This is a genomic window from Aliinostoc maniaoense (assembly GCF_058172895.1).
The window spans coordinates 3,862,532-3,887,749 of sequence record NZ_CP187952.1 but is presented as its reverse complement, the minus strand read 5'-3'; the positions used below and the strand labels follow the sequence as shown (position 1 = coordinate 3,887,749).

The window sequence follows — 25,218 nt, the reverse complement described above, 5'->3', positions numbered from 1 at the left end:
TTATAGAACTATTAAGTCTCCAGCCTAATTGGCGTAAATAGAAAGTAATATATCCTGTAGTATTTCAAAAAACTCTCAAAGATTTGGTGGCTATTTAAGAGTAGATTTTATCCGTAATTTTAAAAGTATGGGGACAAGAGAAATTATTGATAGATAAAAACTATAAAAGCGATTATTGCCCTCTCTCTACGGTATGGGAACAAATACCGGAGTTAAGAGAATTAATACAGGAATAAATGGGTAAAAATATCAAGATTTACTTCATGTATATTTATATCCACAAATACCAGTTACTTATTGCTATTGCAGACGTTATTAATGCCATAAAATGAGACAAGCTAGGCAAGGTTATAATTAGTATTTCTTATCAACTGAGGCTAAATAAAGGGTTGTTTTAAAAAAAAATTTCCCAGGTTGCTCCTGGTTGCACGAAGCTTCTATTTTCGCCTAATTAACAGTAATATTAAATTCATCACGCTACAATTTAGAAATAAAAATCACAAAATATGAACAATAAAAAAAATGTCAGTAAATTAAGATACTTTTTCGCTATTCAGGTTCGTCGTCTTAATACTAATATCCTATACTATTGGATTTTGTATTTTAGAAGTCAGCCATTAGCAGTGAGTAATAAATCCGCAATGGTGTTTGCACCCCATCAAGATGATGAAACTTTAGGTTGTGGTGGTTTAATTGCCCTCAAACGGTCACTAGGAGTGCCTGTAGAGGTAGTGTTTATGACTGATGGCAGATATGGTATTTCTAACAAGTTTAGATCAGAAAAAATCATAGATATTCGCCATCAAGAGGCTGTAAACGCCCTAAAAATTTTAGGGATTACAGATTTACACATTCACTTTCTCAAGCAAATAGATGGCTCTTTACAAAATCTGCCCCATTCTCAACACCAACAGATAATTGATCAGTTAGTTCAACTATTACAGTCATTTAAACCAGATGAGGTTTACGTACCCCACAGAAAAGATGTTCACAATGATCACGAAGCTACTTACAATTTGGTTAAAGAAGCAATCAAAGCATCAGGACTCCATATCGAACTATTTCAATATCCAGTTTGGTTGTTTTGGCAAAATCCCCTGTCTTTGAGAATAAAATTGGGAGATATCACAAATGCTTACCGATTAGCAATTAGTTCTGTTCAAGATAAAAAAGAACAGGCAATTGTTACCTATAAATCGCAATTTCCTATCTTACCTAGCCCATTTCTCAAGCGTTTCTTTTTGCCATATGAGATTTTTTTCAAATAGTAAAGTATTAAATAACCTGAGTTCGGGTTAAGTAGGGCTTGCTGAAAAATGGCGAAAGAGAGAAGCATCAAGAGTTTCAGGTTCAGAAAACAGAAATAAAGTGGAAGAAAAAAGGGTAAAATGAGTAAAAACACTTGCACTGATATGCGTCAAGATGTATAGAAAAGCGCAAAGACAAGACAAGCCTCCAGAAAACTTTGAACTGCCCTTTGGGGGGAAACTGGCAGCAGATAACCGATGGGTAATCATGGCGAACATGATACCTTGGTCAGAATTTGAAGCAGAATACGCAGAAATATTTTCAGCAAGTATGGGCGCACCAGCCAAAACATTTAGGTAAGGATTCAGGTCTAATATTGGGGAAGCAAAGAAGGACGAGACAGACTATCATTAGAGTCAGCAATTAGAGCTTGTGCAAAAAAATCAACTACAGACTGACCTTGACGGCGACAAGTCTGCACCACCGTCAACAAATTGGCAGTATGTTGAAACCGCTCCATTGAACGGGAACCACCACTAACCTTGCGTTTTGTCACAGCTAAACGCAGCGAGCGTTCAGCCTGATTGTTATCAGGAGGGACTTCAGGATGATCAAGGAAATACCACCATTGATGAGCTTTATCTCGCAAAGAGCGTAAAACCTGGCCTGCGGTAGCCCCTGCTAAATCAATCCACTGATTGAGTGAGGAGTGCAACTTAGATTTGAATTGATTGACCCAATCATTGTAATTAGCGCAGTCAAGAGTCTCAAACCAGATGGCGTAATGCCTAAAAGCTTCATCAATTAAATCAACAAACGTTGCACCAATGGCTTGGTTGTGAAGGCCAGGAAGTTGAATTAATTTTTTGAAGTGACGGCGTAGATGTGCTAAACACTTCTGCTGGGCTACACCTTGATAGCCATTGTAAACACTAAAATCGATGTATTCTGCCAAAACCCTTTCGAGTCTTACCTTGATGTCCTGGCTGTCCACCTGGTTTCTTTCGAGGCTGATTTGATTCTTCTTGTGGGGGTGCTTTTTTGTTTTCGCTCTTTTTCAAAATGTCCCCAGACGGTGGTTTCGACGAATTAGAGCTATCCAACTCTCGACTTACTTTTAAACGCTCTATTTCTTGCTGTAGTTCTACAATGATTCTCTCTAACTCACGTATTACCTTACTCTGCTCAATAATTATCTCTACCAGTTCTTCCTTCGACAACTGGTTCAAGCTTTCTCGGTCTAAATCTTGAGGCAGGTTTTGGTTCATATTTGTGATACTCCCCCTCAAGTGTTCCCTTTGTCAATACTCTGCTACCTGAATCCTTACGCTTGGTAGACTACTAGCTGCTTCTTCCATTTGTTTCCTTAAACTCAGAGGCCGCATATCAGTCCAAACTTCTTTAATGTATTCTAAACATTCTGATTTAAGTCCAATTTTACCTGTCTGTTTCCAAGCAAGCGCATTTTCTCTATCAGCAGGCCAGATAGAATATTGTTCTTCATGATTGACTACAACTTTGTAAAGTGTTGGATTTTCTGTTTCTGTACTACTCATTATTTCATTACTCCAGATTATTTTTATTTATTAGACTCTTTGCAAGCCGCAAAAATAGCAAAATTGTTATATTCATAGTCAGCTAAGTGTCCATCACTATCGTAGACATTAATATCTTTAAAACCTACACATTCAAGAGTAGATATAATTTCTTTTTGAGAGTAAGCCCTAACTAAATTATTAATATCAAAACGCTGCCAAGCTTTCTCTACCAATTGAAAAATAGTTATCTGAAATACCCCTATTTTTTCTACTGAGTTATAGCTATCACAACAAGCCCAGGCAAAATCGTCTTTCACATCTCCATCTGTGATCGTACTATTCCATTCTGCATAACCAGCTTCTAAATTTAGACCGAACAAAAAAATCCCATTCTCTAACAGTGCATTATATACTTGCGTGAATACTTGTTGTATTTCTTCAATGCTCATCATGTGATTGAGGCTGCCACTAGGAGAAATTACAGCATCAAAAGTAGGGGGCAAATTAAAAAACCTAGCATCATCAAGAATGAATTGCGCCTTTGGTGCATTTTCACGAGCATATCGCAACATCGCTTCAGAAATATCAAGACCTGTAAGTTTATATCCTTGCTCGATTAAACGTTGTGCCATGTGTCCCGTACCACAACATAAATCTAGAATATCTGCGCCTTGATGAATATGGTAATTTTGTAGTAATTTTTCAAAAGGCGGCAAATTATTTTCACAGTATTTCGCACCCCAGTAGTGATTATAAATCCGCGCCCAAGAGTCATATTTAGAGTCAACGTTGATAGTAACCATTCCAGCAATCTCCTGATTATGACAAAATTAAGTTTACTGATGAGTATCATTACGGCAAAAAGCCACCATTGCGTAATTCTTGAACGCTTTCTTTAGCTGCTTGGATGATAAAGTTTAAATCCTCATCTGTATGGGCTGTAGATAATAAACCACCACCAGGACGTAGAAATACTCCTTTGTGAATAAGGTGATAGTAAATTAAATCCATGTTTTCTGATGCGTGTGAATTGGCAATATTAGATGAATTACCAAAAGGTACAACGTTAAAAATTGAACCAAAATTCGACAATTTAATTGGAACTCCATCCTCTTGAAAATAGGAATTTAATTGTTGAGTAAATTGGGAAGTACGCTGATTTAATTGTTCTTGCAGAGTGAGTCCTTGTATTTTCAGATATTTAAGAACTGCTCTTGCTGCTGCCATAGATAAAGGATGCTTGCAGTAAGTACCAGCAAAAAATGTTTGCTTGACTTGGGGACTAGATGTATCACCAAAGTTCCACATTCCACCGTCAATTCTATCCATATATTCGGCTTTCCCAGCGATAACACCAATCGGCATACCGCCACCAACAATTTTTCCGTAAGTAGCAATATCAGCTTGGACATTAAACCATGCTTGCGCGCCGCCTGGATGAATACGGAAACCAGTAAGCATTTCATCAAAAATCAACACTATTCCTGCATCTTGTGTTAACTTTCTCAACTGATATAAAAACTCTTTTGGTTGAATATCTGGGCGACCATTTTGTACAGGTTCAACAATGACAGCAGCTAGTTCTGTCTGATGTTCTTTGATGATTTCTAAAGATTCAAGATTGCCATATTGTAAAACTAAAGCATCTGCCACAACGCTAGGAGATACCCCAGGAAACATAGGCATTACTTGCGTAATTTCATCCTGAATTTGGGCTTGAACTAAACTAGCGTCGGAATGTCCATGATAAGAACCAGAAAACATAGCGATTTTGTGACGACCAGTGGCGGCACGTGCAAGCCGCAAAGCAGTAATTACTGCTTCTGTACCTGTATTACTAAAAGTTACGCGCTCCATTCCGGTCAGTTGGGAGAATAACTCTGCAACTTCACCCGCTAAGTCTGACTGTGGCCCGATGTGGATACCCTGTTCTAATCTTTCTGTCAAAGCTTCTTTGATAAATTCTGGATTGTAGCCAAACAAATTTACGCCAAAACCCATCATTAAATCTATATATTCGTTGCCATCAATATCCCACATCCGGGAACCAGAGGCATATTTACCAACGATGGGATAGACAATTTCTTTGATACCAGGACGAAATCCTGCTGAACCTCTGACATCAGCTAGAACATGGCGGTAGATTTGAGCTTGTTGTTTAGATTTTAGTGTTTTTTGGTTGTAGCGTTGAATAAAATCACTAAGATACTGCTGTTGATGGTTGTTGAGTTCGTTCTGATTGGGAAGTTGTTGTAAGTTTAATTCTTGTGTTTGCATGATGTTTAGTTGATTGTTAGTCGAGGTTATCTGTGGATAGGAAGCTATTTTTTGTCTAAAAATCCTTTTTTACTTAAGTATGAAATATAGATAGACAGTAATTTTTCATCAATATCTGGGCAAGTAATTTGTGAGTTAGATAGTCCTGCGATCGCATTTTGGCAATCAAATTTTAAACTGCCTGATTTTACAGGTTCTTTATCCTGAGAATTATGTTCTAAGAAAAACGGGACAAGTGGATATAAAGGATGTTCAGGTGAAGCACCAGCTATGTTGATCAATTTCCATCGCCAATCCCCATAAGGCAGTTGTTGAATTTGATAACCAAATGATTGGATTACATGAAGTAGAGTATTTGTGTGTAAAAGTTGATTATTGACTAAATGAAATGCTTTTCCTAGAAAATTTTGTTGTGTTGAGAGGTGGATAATAGCTTGGCTAACATAATCAATAGGCATGATATCTTCCTGAATATCACGGTCGGGAACACTACCAAGTTGAATACACCCAATAATTAGTTTGTATACAAAGTCATTAGCATTAAATACTCCTGTTTGGCTATGCCCTGAAACTCTACCAATTCTATAAGTACTAATTGGTAAACCTCGTGCTTGAGCAGTTTTGATTAACTTCTCACATACCCATTTGGTTTGAACATAACCATTACTAAATAATGGATAATCATCAATACTATCTGTTTCCTTGACTACTGTAACAGCCGAATCTTTCAAGGGTGAGAAAATACTCGCAGTAGAAACAAAATGTACAGGTTTTGTTTTAACCTGGCAAGCTAATCGCAAAACTTCTTGTGTTCCCAAAACATTTGTCGCTTTTAAAACAGAGTAGGGATAAATATGATGTACCCAAGCACCATTATGATAAATAATGTCAATTTGATTAGCTAACTGTTGAAATTTTTTCTCATTCAACCCAAGTAATGCTTGAGATAAGTCTCCAATAACAGGAATAATTCTCTCGCTAAAACTCTCATTCCAGATTAAATAAGAGTCTAGGGAATTTTTTATTTTTCTCTTACCTGCTTCTGAATTGTTAGCGCGGACTAAGCAATAAATATTTGCCTGAGTTTGCTGCAAAAGTTCAGATAGTAAGAAAGCACCTAAAAAGCCAGTTGCTCCTGTTAATAAGATATAATTTGGCTCAGTTTGAGTTTGTTTCCAAGAATTGTCTGGATAAATTGTTGAGTCAAGGAGAATTTCTTTATTCCACTCTATAATACTTTCTTGATTCAATACATTAGTAGATTTAGTTTGGTAATATTTTTCTAAATTAATGGCTAAACTAGCCACAGTAGGTGATTCAAACAAAACACGTAAGGGTAAATTAACCTGAAAATCTGCACGAATTTTTAGAATTAACTTGGTTGTTAATAAAGAATTACCTCCTAACTCAAAGAAATTATCATGAATACCTAATTTTTCTACACCCAAAACTTCAGACCAAAGTTGTACTAGCTTTATTTCTGTTTTAGTCCGAGGAGCAATAGAAGTATTTTCAATTTCCTGAATTGCTGGCTTGGGTAAAGCGCGACGGTCAATTTTTCCATTAGGTGTGATGGGGAAAGACTCCAGCATGACAAAAGCAGAAGGTATCATGTAGCTAGGTAAATGCTCTTGTAAAAACTGCTGCAACTCACTAGAGTTTATTTGGTTAGGATGTGCTGACTCTGGCACAACATAAGCAACTAATTGCTGTTGTTTGGGTATATCTTCCCGAACTAAAACTACAGAATCTTTGATCATTGGGTGTTTGCCAAGTAAAGCTTCAATTTCTCCCAATTCAATGCGGAATCCTCGCAGTTTTACTTGATTATCTATACGACCAATTAATTTAATATTTCCGTCTGGTAGCCAACGACCTAAATCACCTGTTTTGTAAAGATATTCTCCTGGTTCTTGAATTATAAAATTAGGAACAAATTTTTCTGCTGTTAAATCTGGTCTATTAAAGTAACCCCGCGCCAAACCAGCACCACCTATGCAAATTTCTCCTGTTATTCCCAACGGTAGGGGTTGTAAGTAGCGGTCTAGAATATAAATTTGAGTATTAGCAAATGGTTTTCCTATGGGTACTAACTGCTCTACAGATAAGTTAGTTGAGCCGGATTCAAAATATGTACTATCAATAGTGGCTTCAGTTAAGCCAAAGGAATTAATTAGCCTAGTTTTTTGGTTGCAAAATTGGCGAAATTCTTCATATTCTTGGACATACCAACTATCAGAACCGCAAACTAACAATTGCATAAAATCAAGGCGTTGTTGACTTTGCTCTAAGTATTCGATTAAGTTCCGCAAAACCCCAGGCACAAATTCTGCACAGTCTACTTTTTCCTGAAGCATGAGTTGATAAAGTTTTTCTGGTTCTAGTAAGAACTCACGTGGACAGAGTACCAATTTACCACCAGAACAAAGAGCGCGCACTAAATCTCCAGTAAACACATCAAAGGAGAAGCTAGCCATTTGTAAATGAGAGGTGGCGTTGCTTTGCAATTGATAAGCTTCTTCCCAAGCAAGGTAAGCATTTACCAAGTTGCGATGTTCTATCATCACACCTTTAGATTTACCTGTAGAGCCAGAGGTATAAATAATATAAGCTAGGTTATGTGGTGTGACTTCACTGAGAGAATTTTCCCTAGTTTGATTAGTAATTTGCTTCCAGTTAGAGTCAATACAAATGATTTGCGAGTTGTGAGTTGGTAATTTGTCTACCAATTTTTCTTGGGTAAGAATAACTGACACTTGGGCATCTTCTAACATATATGCCAAGCGTTCTTCGGGATACGCTGGGTCAAGTGGAAGATAAGCTCCACCTGCTTTCATAATTCCTAAAATTCCAACTACTAATTCACAGGAACGCTCTAAAAAAATACCTACTAAAACTTCAGGTTTCACTCCTTGAGGCTGTAAATAATGTGCTAATTGATTGGCAAGTTGGTTGAGTTGTTTATAAGTTAGCTTTTCTTGTTGAAAGATAACTGCTAAAGCATCAGGAGTTTTTTCTACTTGTGCTTCAAACAGTTGATGAATGCACTGCTGAGGTACAGAGATTTTGTTGCTATTCCAAGTAGTTAGTATTTGCTGATGTTCTGCTGGTGTTAATAAGGGGAAGTCAGACAAATGTTGGTCAGTATGGGCAATAATACCTGCTAATAAGGTTTGGAAATGACCCAACATTAGGGTAATTCTGTCAGCATCAAATAAATCTGTGTTGTATTCTATTTCTCCCCTTAAACCTGTTTCTATTTCTACCATTGAGAAAGTCAAATCAAAATTTGCTGTCTTAGTTTCTACTTGTAATGGTTGTAGCGTTAAATCAGGCAGATGCAGAGTTTCGGTGGGCGCATTTTGAAGAATGAACATTACTTGAAACAAGGGACTGTGGCTTAAATTTCTTTCTGGTTGTAGTTCTTCTACTAATTGTTCAAATGGCAAATCTTGATGAGCATAAGCAGCTAATGTGACTTCACGTACCTGTTGTAAAAGTTCTTTAAAAGAGGGATTCTTGCCAAGGTTTGTCCGCAATACTAAAGTATTGACAAAAAAGCCAATCAAGCCTTCAATTTCCGAACGGTTGCGGTTAGCAATGGGAGTACCAACTAAAATGTCATCCTGCTGAGTGTAACGGTGCAGTAATACTTTAAATGCTGCCAGGAGGGTCATAAATAAGGTGACTCCTTCTTGCTGGGAGAGGTGTTTGAGTGCGGCTGTTACTGATGGGGAGAGTGTGAAAGATGCGGTTGCGCCGCAGTCAGTTTGAATTGCTGGGCGTGGGCGGTCTGTGGGTAATTCTAAAACTGGTAAATCACCACCTAGCTGTTGCTTCCAGTAGTTTAACTGCTGGGTTAAAATTTCCCCTTGTAACCATTGGCGTTGCCAAACGGCAAAATCTACATACTGGATACGTAAATGGGGTAAATTACAAGGCTGACCGCTATCGTAGGCTTTGTATATTGTTGTCAGTTCACGGATGAGTATTCCTGTTGACCAGCCATCGGAGACGATGTGGTGCATGGTGAACAAGATTACATTGTCTGTTTCGCCCAAGCGTAACAGACTCACACGCAGTAATGAATCTTTTTCTAAGTTGAAGGGTGTTTGCGCCTCTAGTGTGGCTAGGCGCAAGGCTTGTGTTTCCCGTTCGGTTGCGGGGATAGTCTGCAAATCGATGATTTTTAGTTGTAGCTTGATTGTTGAACTAATTACTTGAACTGGTTCTTCATCTACTACTGTGAATGTCGTGCGTAAGATTTCATGACGACGGAATATTTCATTGATGCTGTTTTCTAGGGCGACTATATTTAGCCTACCTGTTAAGCGGATGGCACCAGGAATGTTATAGGCACTGCTTTGGGGTTCTAATTGGCTAAAAAACCACAGCCTTTGTTGGGCAAATGATAAGGGGTAATTCTGATTATCTCGACTTTGGGGTTGAATTTTGGTTTGTGAGGCTTTCCCTTTTTGCTGGTTAAGTTTTTGCAGCAGTAGTGCGCGTTTTTCGGGAGATAGTTCAGCAATTTTTTGCAGTAGGTTACTCATGTAATGTTGATTATTGGCTATCAGAAAGAATTAGTTGGATGTCTTCGTCGGATAAGTCTGCTAATTCAGCAAGCGATCGCGCTAAACTTTCATCATCGACTTGCTCGGCTAGCTTTTGGGTAATAATTACAGCAAAATCAGCTACCGTAGGATTTGCAAAAACATCCTGGATGAGTAATTCCACACCCAAAACATCCCGTATTCGTGATATCAATTGAGTCACCAACAGGGAATGTCCACCTAATGCAAAAAAGTTATTGTATATACCTACTTTTTCTAACCTCAGCATTTCTGCCCAGATAGCTGCCAACTGTTCCTCAAGAGAATTACGAGGAGCAACATAAGATTCATCAACCCATGTATTGACCTCATCAGGTGCTGGTAAAGCCCGTCGGTCTACTTTGCCATTGGCTGTTAAGGGTAAAGCCTGTAATGATACAAAAACCGCAGGTATCATGAAATCAGGTAGTTTTTCTTGGAGAAAACTACGCAGTTCATTTGCTCTAGAATTTGATTGAGGTTTGAGAACTATATAAGCAACTAAACTTTGATTACCCGGTACATCCTCACGTGCAATAACTACTGTTTCCTGTACTGAAGGATGTTGATTAAGGGCAGTTTCAATCTCACCTAATTCTATACGGAAGCCACGAATTTTTACTTGGTTGTCAATGCGTCCTAAAAACTCAATATTGCCATCACTAAGATATCGCCCTAAATCCCCAGTTCTATACAGACGCATTCCTGGTTTTTGGCTAAAGGGGTGAGGAATAAATTTCTCAGAGGTAATTGCAGGCTGATTTAAGTAACCTCTGGCTATACCTTCACCGCTAATATAAATTTCGCCAGTACCACCAACAGGAACCGGATGTAAGCAAGAGTCTAGTATATATATTTGTGTATTGGCTATGGGACGACCAATGGATATTTGTGTTGGAGTTTCTAAAGAATGGCAATGGTATACACTACTCCAAACTGTTGCTTCTGTCGGCCCGTACTCGTTAAATAGTGAGGTTTGTGGCTGTAATCGAGAGTGATTTTCTACCAATTCTGGTGGACAAGCTTCACCAGCAACTATGACAGCACGTAGGGAATTTAACTGTTGTGGTTGTGTTTGCTGCAAGATTAGAGAATATAGAGAAGGAAGGCTTAATAAATGGGAAATACGATTTTGAGAAATTAACTCTACTAATTTAGGTACTTCTCGTTGCACGCCTTCTTCTGGTAAGTGTAGAGTTGCGCCAGAACAAAGAGTCCAGAAAATACCTGCAACTGAACTATCAAATGCAAAGGATGAGAGTAATAAAAAGTTGGTGACAGGTTCTTGATAGTAGGAGATACGTGCAGTTGTGGAATGAACTAGGTTACGATGTGCGATCGCAACTCCTTTAGGTTTACCTGTAGAACCAGAAGTGTAGATCACATAAGCTAAATTTTCAGGAGATGCTGTAGTCAGGAGGTTTTCCTGACTCTGTTGTGCGATCGTTTCCCACTCTGTATCTAAGCAAATTGTCTGTGCAGCGTGGTTAGGTAAGCCTTCCAGCAAATGCTGCTGAGTCAATAATATAGATACTTGCGTATCCTCTAGCATGAATGCTAAACGCTCTTGGGGATAGTGCGGATCGAGGGGAACATAAGCACCACCGGCTTTGAGAATACCCAAAATACCAATGAGCATTTCTAGGGAACGTTCAACACAAATTCCCACTAATACTTCTGCACCTACCCCTAAACTTTGCAAGTAATGAGCGAGTTGATTTACACGCATATTCAGTTCAGTATAGGTAAGTTGCTGATTCTTAAATGCAACAGCGATATTATTGGGTGTGCGTTTTACTTGCTCTGTAAATAACTGGTGAATGCACTGATTTTTTGGATAATTAGCCTCAGTTTGGTTGAATTGAAATAGAAGTTGATGCAGAGTGCGATCGCTTAAAATATTTAGCTTACTAATTATCTCTTCTGGATTATTAATAACACTGGCTACTAACTGATTAAAATTTTCTGCTATGAGTTCAACACTTTCGCGATTGAATAAATTAGAGTCATAATGAAACTCTAGATTTAAAGCCTCAGCTTGCTGTTTACAAGAAAGCTTTATTTTAAACCTATCGATGCAAGTGTACTGTTCCTCAATGGAAAACTTGACATCTCCCCCATCACAAATCACAGACTCTTGCTGAAAATCAAAACCAAAAGGCAAAATAGTTAATTTTGTAGCAGAAGCATTAATTTGCTCCCAGACAAAGCATTCTTGCCATTTATTTATTTCTTCTATAGATTCATTTACTTGTTCTAAAACTTCGCTAAAACCTAAATTCTCTTCTAAATAAGAATTTAGCGGCAAATATTTAGCAAACAAACCCAATGCACTTTTTAACTCATCATACTTTCTACCATCTGTCCCTACACCTATAATAATCTCTGATTGCTCAAGTAGCCGCCACAGTAAAACCTGCCAGCAAGTAAGAATAAATATAAAACTCGAAGTATTATATTTTTTAGCTATAATTTCTATTTTTTGCAACAAATCAGCATCAATAAGTAAATTGATAGCTTTTGGTTCAAACTGATGCTTGTCTAAATGATCAAGTTCGTAAGGCAGCTTTACACTATCAATACCAGATAAATTTTGTTTTAACCAATATTTTCTCCCAATCTCTGTTTCTTCTGCTTCTAATATTTGGTTCTGCCATTCAGAAAAATCTGCGTATTGTAGCAGTTCTTCAGCTAATTCACTTTCCAGAGTATTTGAGTAAGCACTAGCAACTTGTATCATTAAATTATGGAGAGTGATAGGATCACCGCAAATTGCAGGTAAACTAAGATATAAAAGGTACTTGTCTGAGGAGAGAGTAATCAAAGCAGCCTGTAAATTTAAACCATTTTCTAAATCAAAAGGTAGAGATTTCAAATTTTGAAGAATTACCTTAATTTTACCATTTTGCTCCTCAGCATTTAAATCGTTCAGATTGTACGTTTTTTCTAAAGTTATTTTGCTATTTGTAATCTCCTGAACTGGAATATTTATCCCTGGAAGGCAACGAAAACGGGTGCGGAGTATTTCATGTCGATTAACAACATCTCCTAATGCTAATTCCAAGCGTTTTATATCAAGATTGCCTCTAATTGAAATTAGACAATCACTGCGATATATTGATTTATCATTAAGTTTTTGTAATAACCATAAATGTTCCTGTTGTGGAGAAAGTCGGAATCCTTCTATAGTTGGTGCTTGCATTTTAGTTTCTCTTGATTTATTTATAGTGATTTATTTTTGTGGTCTTATACTGCAACTGAAGGAGTATAGGGTTCAGCCATTCCTACTAAAATTTTTCTTGGTGGAACAAAAGGGGTACGAGCGTGGATAGCCAACATATTATCCAACATCAATACATCTCCCTTTTCCCAAGTAAAGCGCATCATTTGCTGTTGATAAGCTTGGCGAAGATGTTCTAAAACTTCTGGTTCAATTACAGACCCATCACCATAATATGTATTAGTTGGTAAATCTTCTTCTTTAAAAGAAGATAATAAAGTCTTACGGATATTGGGTTCTAGTGTGGACACATGAAAAAAAGTTGCATGATTAAACCAAACCATTTCTCCAGTTATGGGATGTTTGAGAATAGCTGGACCTACTTGGCGGGTTCTTAATTTTTCGCCTTCTTTCCACTCAAATTCAATTCCGTTGTTTTGACAATATTCTTCTACTTTGGCTTTTTCTGCGCTTTGAAAAACTGTTTGCCAAGGTAAGCCAAATCCATCACCAAAGTTACGCATATACATAACTTTTTTTTCAATGAATTTTTCTGTGATTTTGGGGTCAATATTAGCGAAAACTTGACGGCAATTACCAATTGGTGTTTCTCCCCCTTGTGCTGGTGGAGTTTGGCAAAAGAAGAAGATTTTTAAAGGAAAGGTAGGTGAATAAGCGTGTTCGTTGTGAGGAAATATACTTTGATCTGCGGGATAATCAGTAGAAGTGTAAATTCTACCTGCAACTTGAGTGCGTGGTGAGGCTCGATAGCGATATTCCAATGCTTCTCCACAGATAGCAGCAATAATTTGCTCAAATTCTTCTATTGATGTGACATCAAAACCACGAAAGACAATTGCTGCATATTTTAATAACTCTGATTGTAAAAATTCTCGATTACTTTTAGCCCAAGTGAGTAAATCTAGTCCTTTAACTGCTGGTTTGATAACTAAAGGAAAGTTAGGGCTGTCGTTAAGATACTCTGTTTTAATTAATTCATTTTTACCAACATTAACGGCTTTGCGTTTGATATTGCCTAATTTTAATGAACTATTTTGTTGATTTTGATTTGTCAGCATTGTTTGTTTCCTATATTCGTTCAGTCAGATGTTGCAAATTAACCAAAATAGTTTACTTAACAGACCTACGCCTAATATTGCCCAATCTTTGTTGTAAAGAGTTTTGATAAGTTGTTTCTTGAGCAAGCCTGTCTTGTTTGTCTGCTTGCGCTAAGATTTCTTTGATTTCATTGATTTTTACATTTGGCTGATCGACAATTAGGCTCAAAATCGTCTCAAAGCGTTGGAGCATCTGGGCAATAGTTTTAGCTGCAAACAATTCTGTACTATATTTCAATAATCCTATTACCCCTTGCTCTGTATCTCTGATATCAAAGAGTAAATCAAACGTGGCTGTTTTAGTTTCCGTGGATAATGGCTGGAAAGTTAAACCAGGAATATTCAAAGTAGTTGTGGGAGCATTTTGAAGAATTAATTTTACTTGAAATAATGGTGTACTGTGTAAATTACGCTCTGGGTTGATAGCCTCTACAAGTTTGTCAAATGGTAAATCTTGATGTGCATAAGCATCTAAACTTACTGACCGGACTCTTTCTAGTAATTCTGGAAAACTAGGATTATCATCAAACTTGGTGCGTAAGACTAATTGATTAACAAAAAAACCAATTAAACCCTCCATTTCTTCCTGGTTACGGTTAGCAACATCTGTCCCAGTCACAATGTCATCTTGCTCACTGTAGTAGTGCATTAAGGTTGCAAAAGCTGCTTGCAAGGTCATGAAAAGTGTTACACCCTGTTGATTACTCAGGATTTTTATTTGTTGAGATAATGTAGGAGAGAGTTTGAAAGGTTGTGCTGCACCTTGATAAGTTGGTGTTAGAGGTGGAGGATAATCAGTAGCTAATTTAAGTGTTGGTAAATCTTTAAGTTGTTGTTTCCAGTAACTAATTAGTTGTTCTAAAACTTCTCCCTGTAACCATTGATGTTGCCAAACGGCAAAGTCGGCGTATTGAATTGGTATTTCTGGTAGTGGAGATGGCTCACTAAGAGAAAATGCTTTGTACAGGTCTACTAACTCTTTAATTAATACTCCCATAGACCAACCATCAGAAATAATGTGGTGCATTGTGAAAAGCAGCACATATTCTGTTTCAGATAAGCGTAAAAGTGTAACCCTTAATAGCGGATCTGTATCTAGCTTAAATGGTTTTTTACTTTCTTGTTGAGCTAAATTCTGGACTGTTTGCTCTCTTTCTGTATCTAATAGCTGACTCAAGTCTATAATAGGCAATACTAAATTGATAGATGGGGCAATAACTTGGATTGGTTGCCCATTATTTACAATGAAATTAGTGCGGAGAATTTCGTGACGGCGAATAATTTCATTCAGGATTTTTTCTAAGGCTGGAATATGGAGTGAACCAATAATACGCACAGCGTTACAGATATTATATGCTGTGTTATTAGGTTCTAATTGGTTGAGATACCATAATCTTTGTTGAGCGTAAGAAAGCGAAAGATTTCCTGTTCTGGAAGTCGGAGTTATCTTGGGTAATTTGAATTTTAAATCTGCTAGTATCGATTTCTCAATTTCCTTGGCTAATTCTGCTATTGTTGGTGATTCAAATAAACAGCGTAGGGGCAAATCTACTTTAAAATCTTTGCGAACTTGAGAAATAAAACGAGTTGCTAACAGAGAGTGACCGCCTAATTCAAAGAAGTTGTCATAAATACCTACTTGTTTAATTCGTAAAATTTCTGTCCATATACCAGCTAACATTTCTTGAACTGGGGTCAAATTTAGAGAATAATTCTCCTTTGGTTGGTCTATTTTGTCAGGTGCAGGTAAGGCGCGGCTGTCAATTTTTCCATTGGGTGTCAGAGGAAATTCCTCTAACACAACAAAGGCACTTGGTATCATGTAATCTGGTAATTTATCTTTTAAGAAGTTACGCAGTTCCAATACAGAAATATTTGTTGAATGAGCAACTATATAAGCCACAAGATGTTTATTCTCTATGTCTTCTTTAACGAGAACTACCGTTTCTCTGATTTGTGGATGTTGATAAATTGCTGCCTCAATTTCCCCAATTTCAATGCGGAAACCACGAATTTTAACTTGATGATCAATGCGTCCCAGATATTCAATGTCACCGTTAGGTAAATAACGGGCTAAATCACCAGACTTATAAAGTTTACCTTGCTTGCTTAAGGGGTGAGCAATAAACCGTTCTTGGGTAATATCTGGGCGGTTGAGATAACCACGAGCTAAACCCGCACCACCAATATACATTTCACCAGGAACACCAATGGGTACTAATTGCTGATGCCGATCTAATAAATAAACTTGTAAATCAGGAATTGGTCTACCAACCACACTGGCTGTAGTGTTTAAATCAGCTATAGTTAACGGTCGATAGGTAACATGGACGGTGGTTTCTGTAATCCCGTACATATTCACCAATTGGGGAGATTTATCTCCATGACGAGCAAACCAAGGCTGCAAACTTTGGATGTCTAAAGCTTCACCACCAAAGATGACTAAACGTAAGTTTAAACAAAGAAGTTCACTAGCAGATTCTTCTACTTGAATGAGTTGGCGAAAAGCTGAGGGAGTTTGATTTAAAACTGTGACTTGCTCTTGGGACAATAATTCATAAAATGCTTCAGGAGTTCTGCTTACCCAGTAAGGAACAACAACTAGTTTTCCGCCATAAAGTAAAGCCCCCCAAATTTCCCAAACTGAGAAGTCAAAGGCATAAGAGTGAAACAGCGTCCAAACATCTTGTTGATGGAAGTTGTACCAAGGCTGTACCGCCGCAAACAAACGCACAACATTGCCATGGTTGATTAACACACCTTTGGGTTGACCTGTAGAACCGGAGGTGTAAATTACATACGCTAAGTTTTCAGATGTCACATTGCTAATTGGGTTAGCTGTGTTTTGGGTAAGGAATAAATTTTCGTCAGAGTCTAAACACAGAATTTGGACGTTGTGTGCGGGTAATGTTTCTAATAAATGTTTTTGGGTTAACAATACCCCAACTTGGGCATCTGCCAACATATAGCCTAACCGTTCTTTTGGATAGGCTGGATCTAGCGGGACGTATGCACCGCCTGCTTTGAGAATCGCTAAGATACCGATCACCATGAAGGGCGATCGCTCTACACATATCCCCACTAATACTTCTGGCTTTACTCCCAGTTTTTGCAAGTAATGAGCGAGTTGATTGGCTCTGGTGTTCAGTTCCCGATAGGTCAATTGCTGATTCTCAAAGAGCACTGCTACAGCATCAGGTGTTTTCTCTACCTGTGCTTCAAATAATTGATGAATGCACTGGCCTTGAGGATAATTAATCTCAGTATTATTCCACTCTACTAATAGTTGATGTTGTTCATTTGTTGTTAATAATGGCAATTCTGACAGGCGTTGTTCAGGGTTAGTAACAATTCCCTCTAACAATACTTGAAAATGACCCCACATTCGAGTAATTGTATCAGCATTAAATATATCCGTGTTGTATTCTAAATCTCCCTGTAATCCTGTCTCTGTTTCTGATAGTGAGAGAGTTAAATCAAATTTGGCAGTCTTTTTTTCTAATGTTAATTCTTGTAAGGTTAATTCTGGTAAATTGATAGGTTCTGTTGTAGCATTTTGCAGCACAAACATTACCTGAAATAAGGGGCTATGGCTCAAAATTCGCCCTGGCTGTAGTTCTTCTACTAACCTTTCAAAAGGCAGGTCTTGGTGAGCATAAGCCCCTAAAGTTATTTCACGTACCTGCTGCAATAATTGTCTAAAAGAGGGATTCTGGCTAAGATTGGTACGCAGTACTAAAGTATTGACAAAAAAGCCAATAAGCCCTTCTATTTCTGCTCGATTGCGGTTGGCAATGGGAGTACCTACTATAATATCTTCCTGCTGAGTGTAGCGATACAGCAACACTTTAAATGCTGCTAGCAGAGTCATAAATAAGGTAACACCTTCTTGCTTTGACAGGTCTTTAAGTTGCTCGGCTAAAGATTGAGATAAATGAAAAGGCTGTGTTGCTCCGTTTTTAGATGGAATTGCAGGTCGAGGATGGTCAGTAGGCAATTCTAAAATGGGTAAATTACCACCTAACTGCTGTTTCCAGTAATTCAGTTGGGTTTGCAGCACCTCACCTTGTAACCATTTTCTTTGCCAAGTAGCAAAGTCTGCATATTGAATTGGCAATTCGGGAAGTGGGGAAGGTTGACCTTGAGAAAATGCTGTATACAGTGCTGTGAGTTCTTTAATGAATATCCCCGTAGACCAACCATCAGAGACTATATGGTGCATGGTCAACAATACAACATAGTCTGTTTGTGCTAGTTGGAGTAAACTAGCTCGTAGTAGTTGATCTTGTAATAAATCAAAAGGTTTTTGTGCTTCTAAAGCAGCCAGCTTTGAAACTTCTTGCTGTTTTTTTTCTTCCGCAATCACCTGCAAGTCTATAACTGAAAAAGTAAAGTTTTCATCTTTAACAATTACTTGTCTTGCTTCGCCATTAACCACAGTAAATGTAGTTCTTAATATTTCGTGCCTTCTGATAATTTCATTGAGACTTTTAGACAGTGCAGCTACGTTTAATTTCCCTGTGAGTCTCACTGCTGTAGGTATATTGTAAGCACTGCTATTTGGTTCTAGTTGGCTTAAAAACCAAAGTCGCTGCTGGGAAAAAGACAGAGGTATATTTCCCAGGCGTGAAATAGCTTGAATAGATTCTGAAGAGGATTTTAAAGCCTGATTTGCTTGGCTAATAAAAGCTATAATTTCTGCTTTGCGTGCTGCTAATTCTGCTTTGATATCTGGTGTGAGAGCTTCTTTAGGCGCATTACAACGCAGGCGTTCATTCTCTACCCATAATTTTATATCGAGGCTGCAAAGGTCAGACAAAAATTCTGCGATCGTTTTCATAGTTCTATTTCCTCTCTGTCTTCTGCCATTTGCATAGGTAAAGCCTGTAAATGTTGCACTGCCAAAATTCCCTCTATGCGCTCAACTAAATTTTTAACTGTCGGATTTTCAAATAAGCTACGCAGAGGTAAATCCATTTTGAAGGCTTCACGCAATCGAGAAATAACTTGGGTGGCTAAGAGCGAATGTCCTCCCAACTCAAAGAAATTGTCATAAATTCCTACTTGTTCTCGCCCTAATATGTCAGCCCAAATATCAGCTATTATCTGTTCAGTTAGTGTACGGGGTAGGACAAAACTTTCTTCCCATCCATTTTTTATATCTGGTGCAGGTAAAGCTTTACGGTCTACTTTACCATTGGGAGTTAAAGGCAGTTTATCTAATATGACAAACGCCGTTGGTAACATATAATTTGGTAATTTTTCTTGTAAAAAACTGCGGACTTCAGTAGTATTAATCTCTGGATTTGATTTGCTAACTATATAAGCTACTAAGCGTTGATTACCTGGTTTATCCTCCCGTACTATAACCATATTTGCTTGTACACCGGGATATTGATTTAATACTGATTCAATCTCGCCTAGTTCAATACGAAAACCACGAATTTTTACTTGATTGTCAATCCGTCCAACTAACTCAATTTGTCCATCAGCCAGATAACGCCCTAAATCTCCTGTTTTGTAAAGGATATCTCCTGGCTTTTGACTAAATAAATTGGGGATAAATTTTTCAGCAGTTAAATCTGGTCGTTGTAAATAACCCCTAGCTAAACCAGCCCCACCAATATAAATTTCGCCGATGATTCCCACAGGTACAGGCTGTAAATAGCTGTCGAGAATGTAAATTTGTGTATTAGCAAAGGGAGAACCAATGGGGACTAATTGCTGACCAGATAAGTCTATTGCCTGCGTTTCAAAATAGGTACTGTCAATAGTTGCTTCTGTTAAGCCAAAGGAATTAATTAATCGGGTTGATGTTCCACAAAATTGGCGGAATTTTTGATATTCTTGCCTATACCAACTATCAGAACCACAAATGATTAATCCCATGAAATATAGGCACTTTTGGTTCAGTTCTAAGTACGAAATTAAACTTCTTAATACTGCTGGTACAAATTCTGCACAATCAATCTTTTCTTGCAGCATCAACTCATAAAGTTTTGCTGGTTCTAGCAATAGATCACGAGGGCAAAGTACGAGTTTGCCACCTGAACAAAGGGCGCGAACTAAGTCTCCAGTAAACACATCAAAGGAGAAACTTGCCATTTGTAAATGGGAACTAGCAGCAGTTCTTAGCTGATAGGCTTCTTCCCAGGCTAGATAAGTATTTATCAGGCTGCGATGTTGAATCATCACACCTTTAGATTGTCCTGTAGAACCAGATGTATAGATTACATAAGCAAGATTTTCTGGTCTGACTTCACTAGAAAGATTTTCTGTCGATTGTTGAGTTACGAGATTATCTAAACAGATAATTTGGGCTGAATTTGCTGCTAAATCGGCTACGAGTCTTTGTTGTGTTAGTACGATCGCCACTTGAGCATCGGTTAACATGAAGGCGATACGCTCTTGGGGATAAGCTGGATCAAGGGGTACATAAGCACCACCAGCTTTGAGAACAGCCAATAATCCCACTACCATTTCGAGCGATCGCTCTACATACACCCCTACTAATACCTCTGGTTTTACTCCCAGCTTTTGTAAATAGTGTGCTAGTTGGTTAGCTCTCTGGTTTAATTCTCGATAAGTTAATTGTTCATGTTCCCATACTACTGCTACAGCATTAGGAGTTTTCTTCACCTGGGCTTCAAATAGCTGGTGAATACACAAACCCTGTTGTAGATTTTCCCCTAATGTCTGATTTTGACCCCATTCTAGTAATTGCTGTTGCTCATGAGATGTTAATAAAGGTAAATCACTTAAACATTGTTCAGCATTTGTAATCATGCCTTCTAGCAAGGTTTGGAAATGTCCAACTAACCGATTCATTCTTTCTGCATCGAATAAGTCGGTGTTGTACTCCAAATCACCCCTTAAACCCTGTTCTGACTCCTCCATTGTCAGGCACAAATCAAAAGTTGCAGTTTCGCTATTGACATCCAAAACTGAAAGATTTAAATCTGGTAGTTCTAAGGCAGTTCTAGGAACATTTTGGAACACAAACATCACCTGGAACAAAGGATTATGGCTCAGATTCCGTTGCGGCTGTATTTCTTCTACCAACTTTTCAAAGGGCAAATCTTGATGAGCATAAGCCTCTAGTGCTACTTGCCGCACTTGTTTGAGCAAATCACGAAAAGTAGGATTACCAGATAGGTTACTTCGCAATACCAAAGTATTAACAAAGAAACCAATTAAGTTTTCAATTTCTGCTCTGTTCCGGTTAGCAATAGGTGAACCAATTAAAATATCTGTCTGATTTGTGTAACGATATAGTAAAGTTTTAAACGCTGCTAATAGTGTCATAAACAAAGTGACACCTTCTTGTTTTGACAGAGTTTTTAATCGTTCACTTAAGCTGGTTGGCAATACAAATGATAGGGTCTTCCCAGTATAAGTTTGAATTGTGGGACGCGGACGGTCAGTAGGTAATTGTAATATAGGAAGTTCACCAGATAGTTGCTTGTGCCAATAAGCAAGTTGATTTTTTAATCCTTCTCCTTCTAACCATTGTCGTTGCCAAACTGCAAAATCTGCATATTGTATAGGTAATTGTGGTAAGGGAGAAGGTCTACCAGCACAGAAAGCTGTATACAGTGCGGCTACTTCCCGAATTAATATATCTGTTGACCAACCATCGGAAACAATATGATGAAATGTGAGCAAAATTACATGGTCTTCCCCATCTAATCGTAGAAGTTTCGCCCGTAATAATGGCGATTGAGTCAGGTCAAATCCTGTTTGTGCTTCTTCTTTGGCTAGGCGGTATAGTTCTGCTTCTCGCTGTTGTTGTGGAATATGTTGTAAATCTACAACTGGTAATTTTAAGTTTACTGAGGGAGAAATAACTTGAATTGGTTGCCCATCAGATATTGCAAAACTTGTCCGCAAAATTTCATGTCGTTTGATAATTTCGTTGAGGCTGGCTGAAAGTGCATCTATGTTCAGTTTCCCTTGTAAACGAACAGTTCTAGGCAGATTATATGATGAGCTACCTGGTTCAAACTGGTCAAAAAACCACAGCCTTTGTTGAGCAAAAGATAGGGGGAGATTTTTATCTCTAGAAACGGGGGTAATGGTTTTAATTTCCTGTTGTTCACCCCGCATTGCTATTTCAATCTGCGCTGCTAGTGCTGCTAAATTTGGAGATTCAAACAGTTGCGGTAATGGCATTTCTATGCCAAAAATGGTGCGAATACGGGAAATCACTTGAGTGGCTAGTAGGGAGTGTCCACCCAACTCAAAGAAATTATCGTCAATACCTACCTGTGGTATAGCCAACAATTGCGCCCAAATACCTGCTAATACTTCTTCGACAGGAGTACGGGGAGTTATAAAGGTAGTTTCTCTGCTGACTACTTCTTCTGGTGCAGGTAGGGCGTTACGGTCTAATTTACCGTTAGCAGTCAGAGGTAAAGCTTTGAGAATGATAAAGGATGTAGGTATCATGTACTCCGGTAACTTTGCTTTCAGAAAGTTGCGGAAGTCATGATCCGATACTGAAATAGATGTAGGGACTATGTAGGCGATAAGACGCTTTTGTGTTGATGTGTCTTCCCTAGCAATAACTACACTTTCTCTGACTGCTGGGTGTTGATTTAAGGCTGTGGAGATTTCGCCTAATTCAATGCGATAGCCGCGAATTTTTACTTGATCGTCAAGACGACCGAGAAATTCTAGATTACCATCTGATAGATAACGAACGCGATCGCCTGTTTTGTACAATCGCTCCTCGCCATCACGAAAGGGATTAGTAATAAACCTTTCCGCCGTTAATTCAGGTTGGTTTAAATATCCCCGTGCTACAGATTCACCGCCAATATACAATTCTCCTGCTACCCCTAAAGGAACTGGTTGTAGATTTGCATCTAATACATAAACCTGGGTATTAGCAATTGGTTTACCGATGGGAACTGTTGCAGTGTCCTCAATTCTTTGTCCTACTGGGTAAGTCAGTACGCCAACTGTTGTTTCTGTGGGGCCATAGTGATTAAGAACTCGACAATGGGGTGCATTTTTTTCTATTTTCTCAATCAAATCCCAATCAGCTGCTTCACCACCAAGAATTAGTAACTGACGGGGTATAATTTCCCAACACTCCGAACTTAACAAAGCTGCTAAATGAGAGGGGACTATTTTCAAGCAGTCGATAGAATGACTGCGGAAATAATCAGCTAATGCAGCCGGATCTGATGCCCGTTTCCAAGATACGATATGCAGACAGCCACCACTAGATAAACAGGGAAAAATGACCGTATTACCTAAATCTGCGGCGAAGGTGGAAACGCTAGCGTAAGTTGTACTAGCTGAAAGTTGCAATTTTGGCAAAATCCCAGATAGGTAATTAAGCAGTTGTTGATGCTCAACTGCAACACCTTTAGGTTTACCAGTAGAACCGGAAGTATAGATGATATAAACTAGATTTTCCGGCTTGGTGTTGTTAATTAGGTTTTTTGTACTCTCCTGAGAAATGATTTCCCAATCAGTATCTAGATTTACTTCTGTAATGTTAAAAAACTGTTTCCTGTTACTCTTTTCCTGTTCCCTAATTAACACGGATGCTTGAGCATCTTGTAAGCGAAACTGTAACGCTTCTTGGGGAAGAGTGGGGTCAACTGGGAGGTACGCACCGCCAGCTTTGAGAACAGCTAATAAGGATATGATAAATTTGGGCGATCGCTCTACACAAATTCCTACGACTACTTCTGGTTTAACTCCCAAGTTTTGTAAGTAGTGAGCTAATTGATTAGCTTTACAGTTTAATTCTTGATAGGTTAATTCTTCGTCTTCAAACACCACAGCAATTTGATGGGGTATTTTTTCAACCTGTTCTTCAAATAGCTGATGAATACATTTCTCGCGCTGGTAATCAGCCTTTGTTTGGTTAAATTCAACTAACAGTTGTTGATATTCACTGACACTGAGTATTCCTAATTGACTAATAGGTGTATCATGATTATTGATAAGATTTATTAATAATGTTTGAAAATTTTTTACTAGACGTTGAATTGTTTCTTTTGAAAAGTAATTGATATCGTAGTAAAATTCTGCCAGTAAACTATTGTTTCGCTGTAAACAAGTGAGTTTTACTTTAAAAGGTTCAATAAAGCTGTAGATGTTATGTAATGCGAATGTTAATTCTGTATTCTCAAATTTAGTTTCAGAAATTTTTTCAAATTCAAAGCTAATGGGGAAAGCTATAAAATTACCATTTTCCACAGCTTCAGGCACAAAATAATCTTGCCATTCAGCAGCATTTTCTAATATTTTGTCTACTGCTTCTAAGACTTCTGTAAAGTTTAAGTTAGATGTAAATTTAATTTTAATTGGTAGCCAAGTTGCTAATAAGCCAAGTACGTCATTTAATTCTTCATAGTCACGGCGATCGGTTGCTATACCAATGACTATTTCTGACTCTCCTGTGAGCCGCCAAATTAGTATTTGCCAACAAGCTAGTAAGATAACATCAGGCGTTATATTATACTTTTGGGCAAAGTAATTAATTTTATGAGATAATTCTTGGCTAATAGCTAATTGATGATGATCAAATATAAATTTCTCAGTCTTACCTTGCCGTTCATTGGGTAATTTTAAGGCTGACAAAGAGTGAATTTTTTGCTCTTGCCAATATTTTTGAGCTTCTTCTGCATATTCATCTTCTAATAATTGATTCTGCCATTCAGAAAATTGGGCATATTGTACATATTCTGCACTAAATGCTTTACCTTCACAGCATTGAGTGTAGGCTTGATTAATTTGATTAACTAAAGTTTTGATTGTTTTAATATCAGCACATAATGCAGGTAGAGAAATAATTAAAATATGCTGGTTATCTGACAGCCTGATTAAATATAAACGCAGTGGTGAGGTTTGAATTGAATGTTGATATTCTTCTCTAGCTTGGTGGAATAATTCTTGAAGTTTAATAGGGATATTTTCTTGTGAAACCTCACTTAAATCTATATATTCCCAGTTAAATGAATTTTTATCAGCAACAACCATAACTGGATTTTTAACTCCAGGTGGGCGATAAAAACTTGTTCTGAGAATGTCATGAATATTAACAATTTGCTCAATAGCTTTTTGTAGCATCTCTGGTTCGAGATTACCTTCGATCAAAATACTAGCTTGTGAGCAGAAAGCAGAACTATTTTGTTGTAAATTCCACAGTCTTTTTTGTTGAGGTGAGAGCCGAAAGCCGCTAATAGTTTCTGTTTGCATATTGA

Annotated in this window: 9 protein-coding genes and 2 pseudogenes; 2 read left to right on the top strand and 9 right to left on the bottom strand. The window is 37.9% G+C overall.

All coding sequences use genetic code 11. From position 1 onward, the window contains the following. Positions 1-506 precede the first annotated feature (506 nt). Positions 507-1,268: a PIG-L deacetylase family protein gene (locus ACPZ3T_RS16800; protein ID WP_490270617.1), complete on the top strand. Its 762-nt coding sequence runs from the start codon at positions 507-509 to the stop codon at positions 1,266-1,268. Between the two features lie 154 nt (positions 1,269-1,422). After that, positions 1,423-1,605 (top strand): annotated as a pseudogene (locus tag ACPZ3T_RS16795) (IS5/IS1182 family transposase); the annotation flags it as partial. A 13-nt stretch (positions 1,606-1,618) separates the two neighbouring features. On the opposite strand, the pseudogene ACPZ3T_RS16790 reads toward ACPZ3T_RS16795, so the two are convergent. From ACPZ3T_RS16790 to ACPZ3T_RS16750, 9 genes and pseudogenes are all read right to left on the bottom strand, one after another. After that, positions 1,619-2,516, bottom strand: a pseudogene (locus tag ACPZ3T_RS16790) (IS66 family transposase). A gap of 33 nt (positions 2,517-2,549) precedes the next feature. After that, a complete protein-coding gene (locus ACPZ3T_RS16785; RefSeq protein ID WP_490270616.1) occupies positions 2,550-2,804 on the bottom strand; it encodes an MbtH family protein in 255 nt (84 codons plus the stop codon). Positions 2,805-2,827: 23 nt separating this feature from the next. Further along, entirely contained in the window at positions 2,828-3,589 is a 762-nt protein-coding gene (locus tag ACPZ3T_RS16780; RefSeq protein WP_490270615.1) for a class I SAM-dependent DNA methyltransferase, read from the bottom strand. Positions 3,590-3,638: 49 nt separating this feature from the next. Then, on the bottom strand, positions 3,639-5,063 hold the full coding sequence (locus tag ACPZ3T_RS16775) for an aspartate aminotransferase family protein (RefSeq protein WP_490270614.1): 1,425 nt from the start codon (positions 5,061-5,063) through the stop codon (positions 3,639-3,641). 44 nt (positions 5,064-5,107) lie between these two features. After that, positions 5,108-9,616 carry a non-ribosomal peptide synthetase family protein gene (locus ACPZ3T_RS16770; RefSeq protein WP_490270613.1) on the bottom strand — a complete coding sequence of 1,503 codons (4,509 nt, stop codon included), beginning with the start codon at positions 9,614-9,616 and terminating at the stop codon, positions 5,108-5,110. A 10-nt stretch (positions 9,617-9,626) separates the two neighbouring features. Then, positions 9,627-12,857, bottom strand: a complete 3,231-nt coding sequence (locus ACPZ3T_RS16765) for a non-ribosomal peptide synthetase (protein ID WP_490270612.1) — start codon at positions 12,855-12,857, stop codon at positions 9,627-9,629. A gap of 44 nt (positions 12,858-12,901) precedes the next feature. Next, entirely contained in the window at positions 12,902-13,954 is a 1,053-nt protein-coding gene (locus ACPZ3T_RS16760; RefSeq protein ID WP_490270611.1) for a TauD/TfdA family dioxygenase, read from the bottom strand. 52 nt (positions 13,955-14,006) lie between these two features. Then, the gene (locus ACPZ3T_RS16755) at positions 14,007-18,833 is read right to left on the bottom strand and encodes an amino acid adenylation domain-containing protein (RefSeq protein WP_490270610.1); all 4,827 of its coding nucleotides are present in this window, start codon (positions 18,831-18,833) and stop codon (positions 14,007-14,009) included. Next, positions 18,830-25,213: an amino acid adenylation domain-containing protein gene (locus tag ACPZ3T_RS16750; protein WP_490270609.1), complete on the bottom strand. Its 6,384-nt coding sequence runs from the start codon at positions 25,211-25,213 to the stop codon at positions 18,830-18,832. The genes ACPZ3T_RS16755 and ACPZ3T_RS16750 overlap by 4 nt, the downstream gene beginning before the upstream one ends. Positions 25,214-25,218 lie beyond the last annotated feature (5 nt).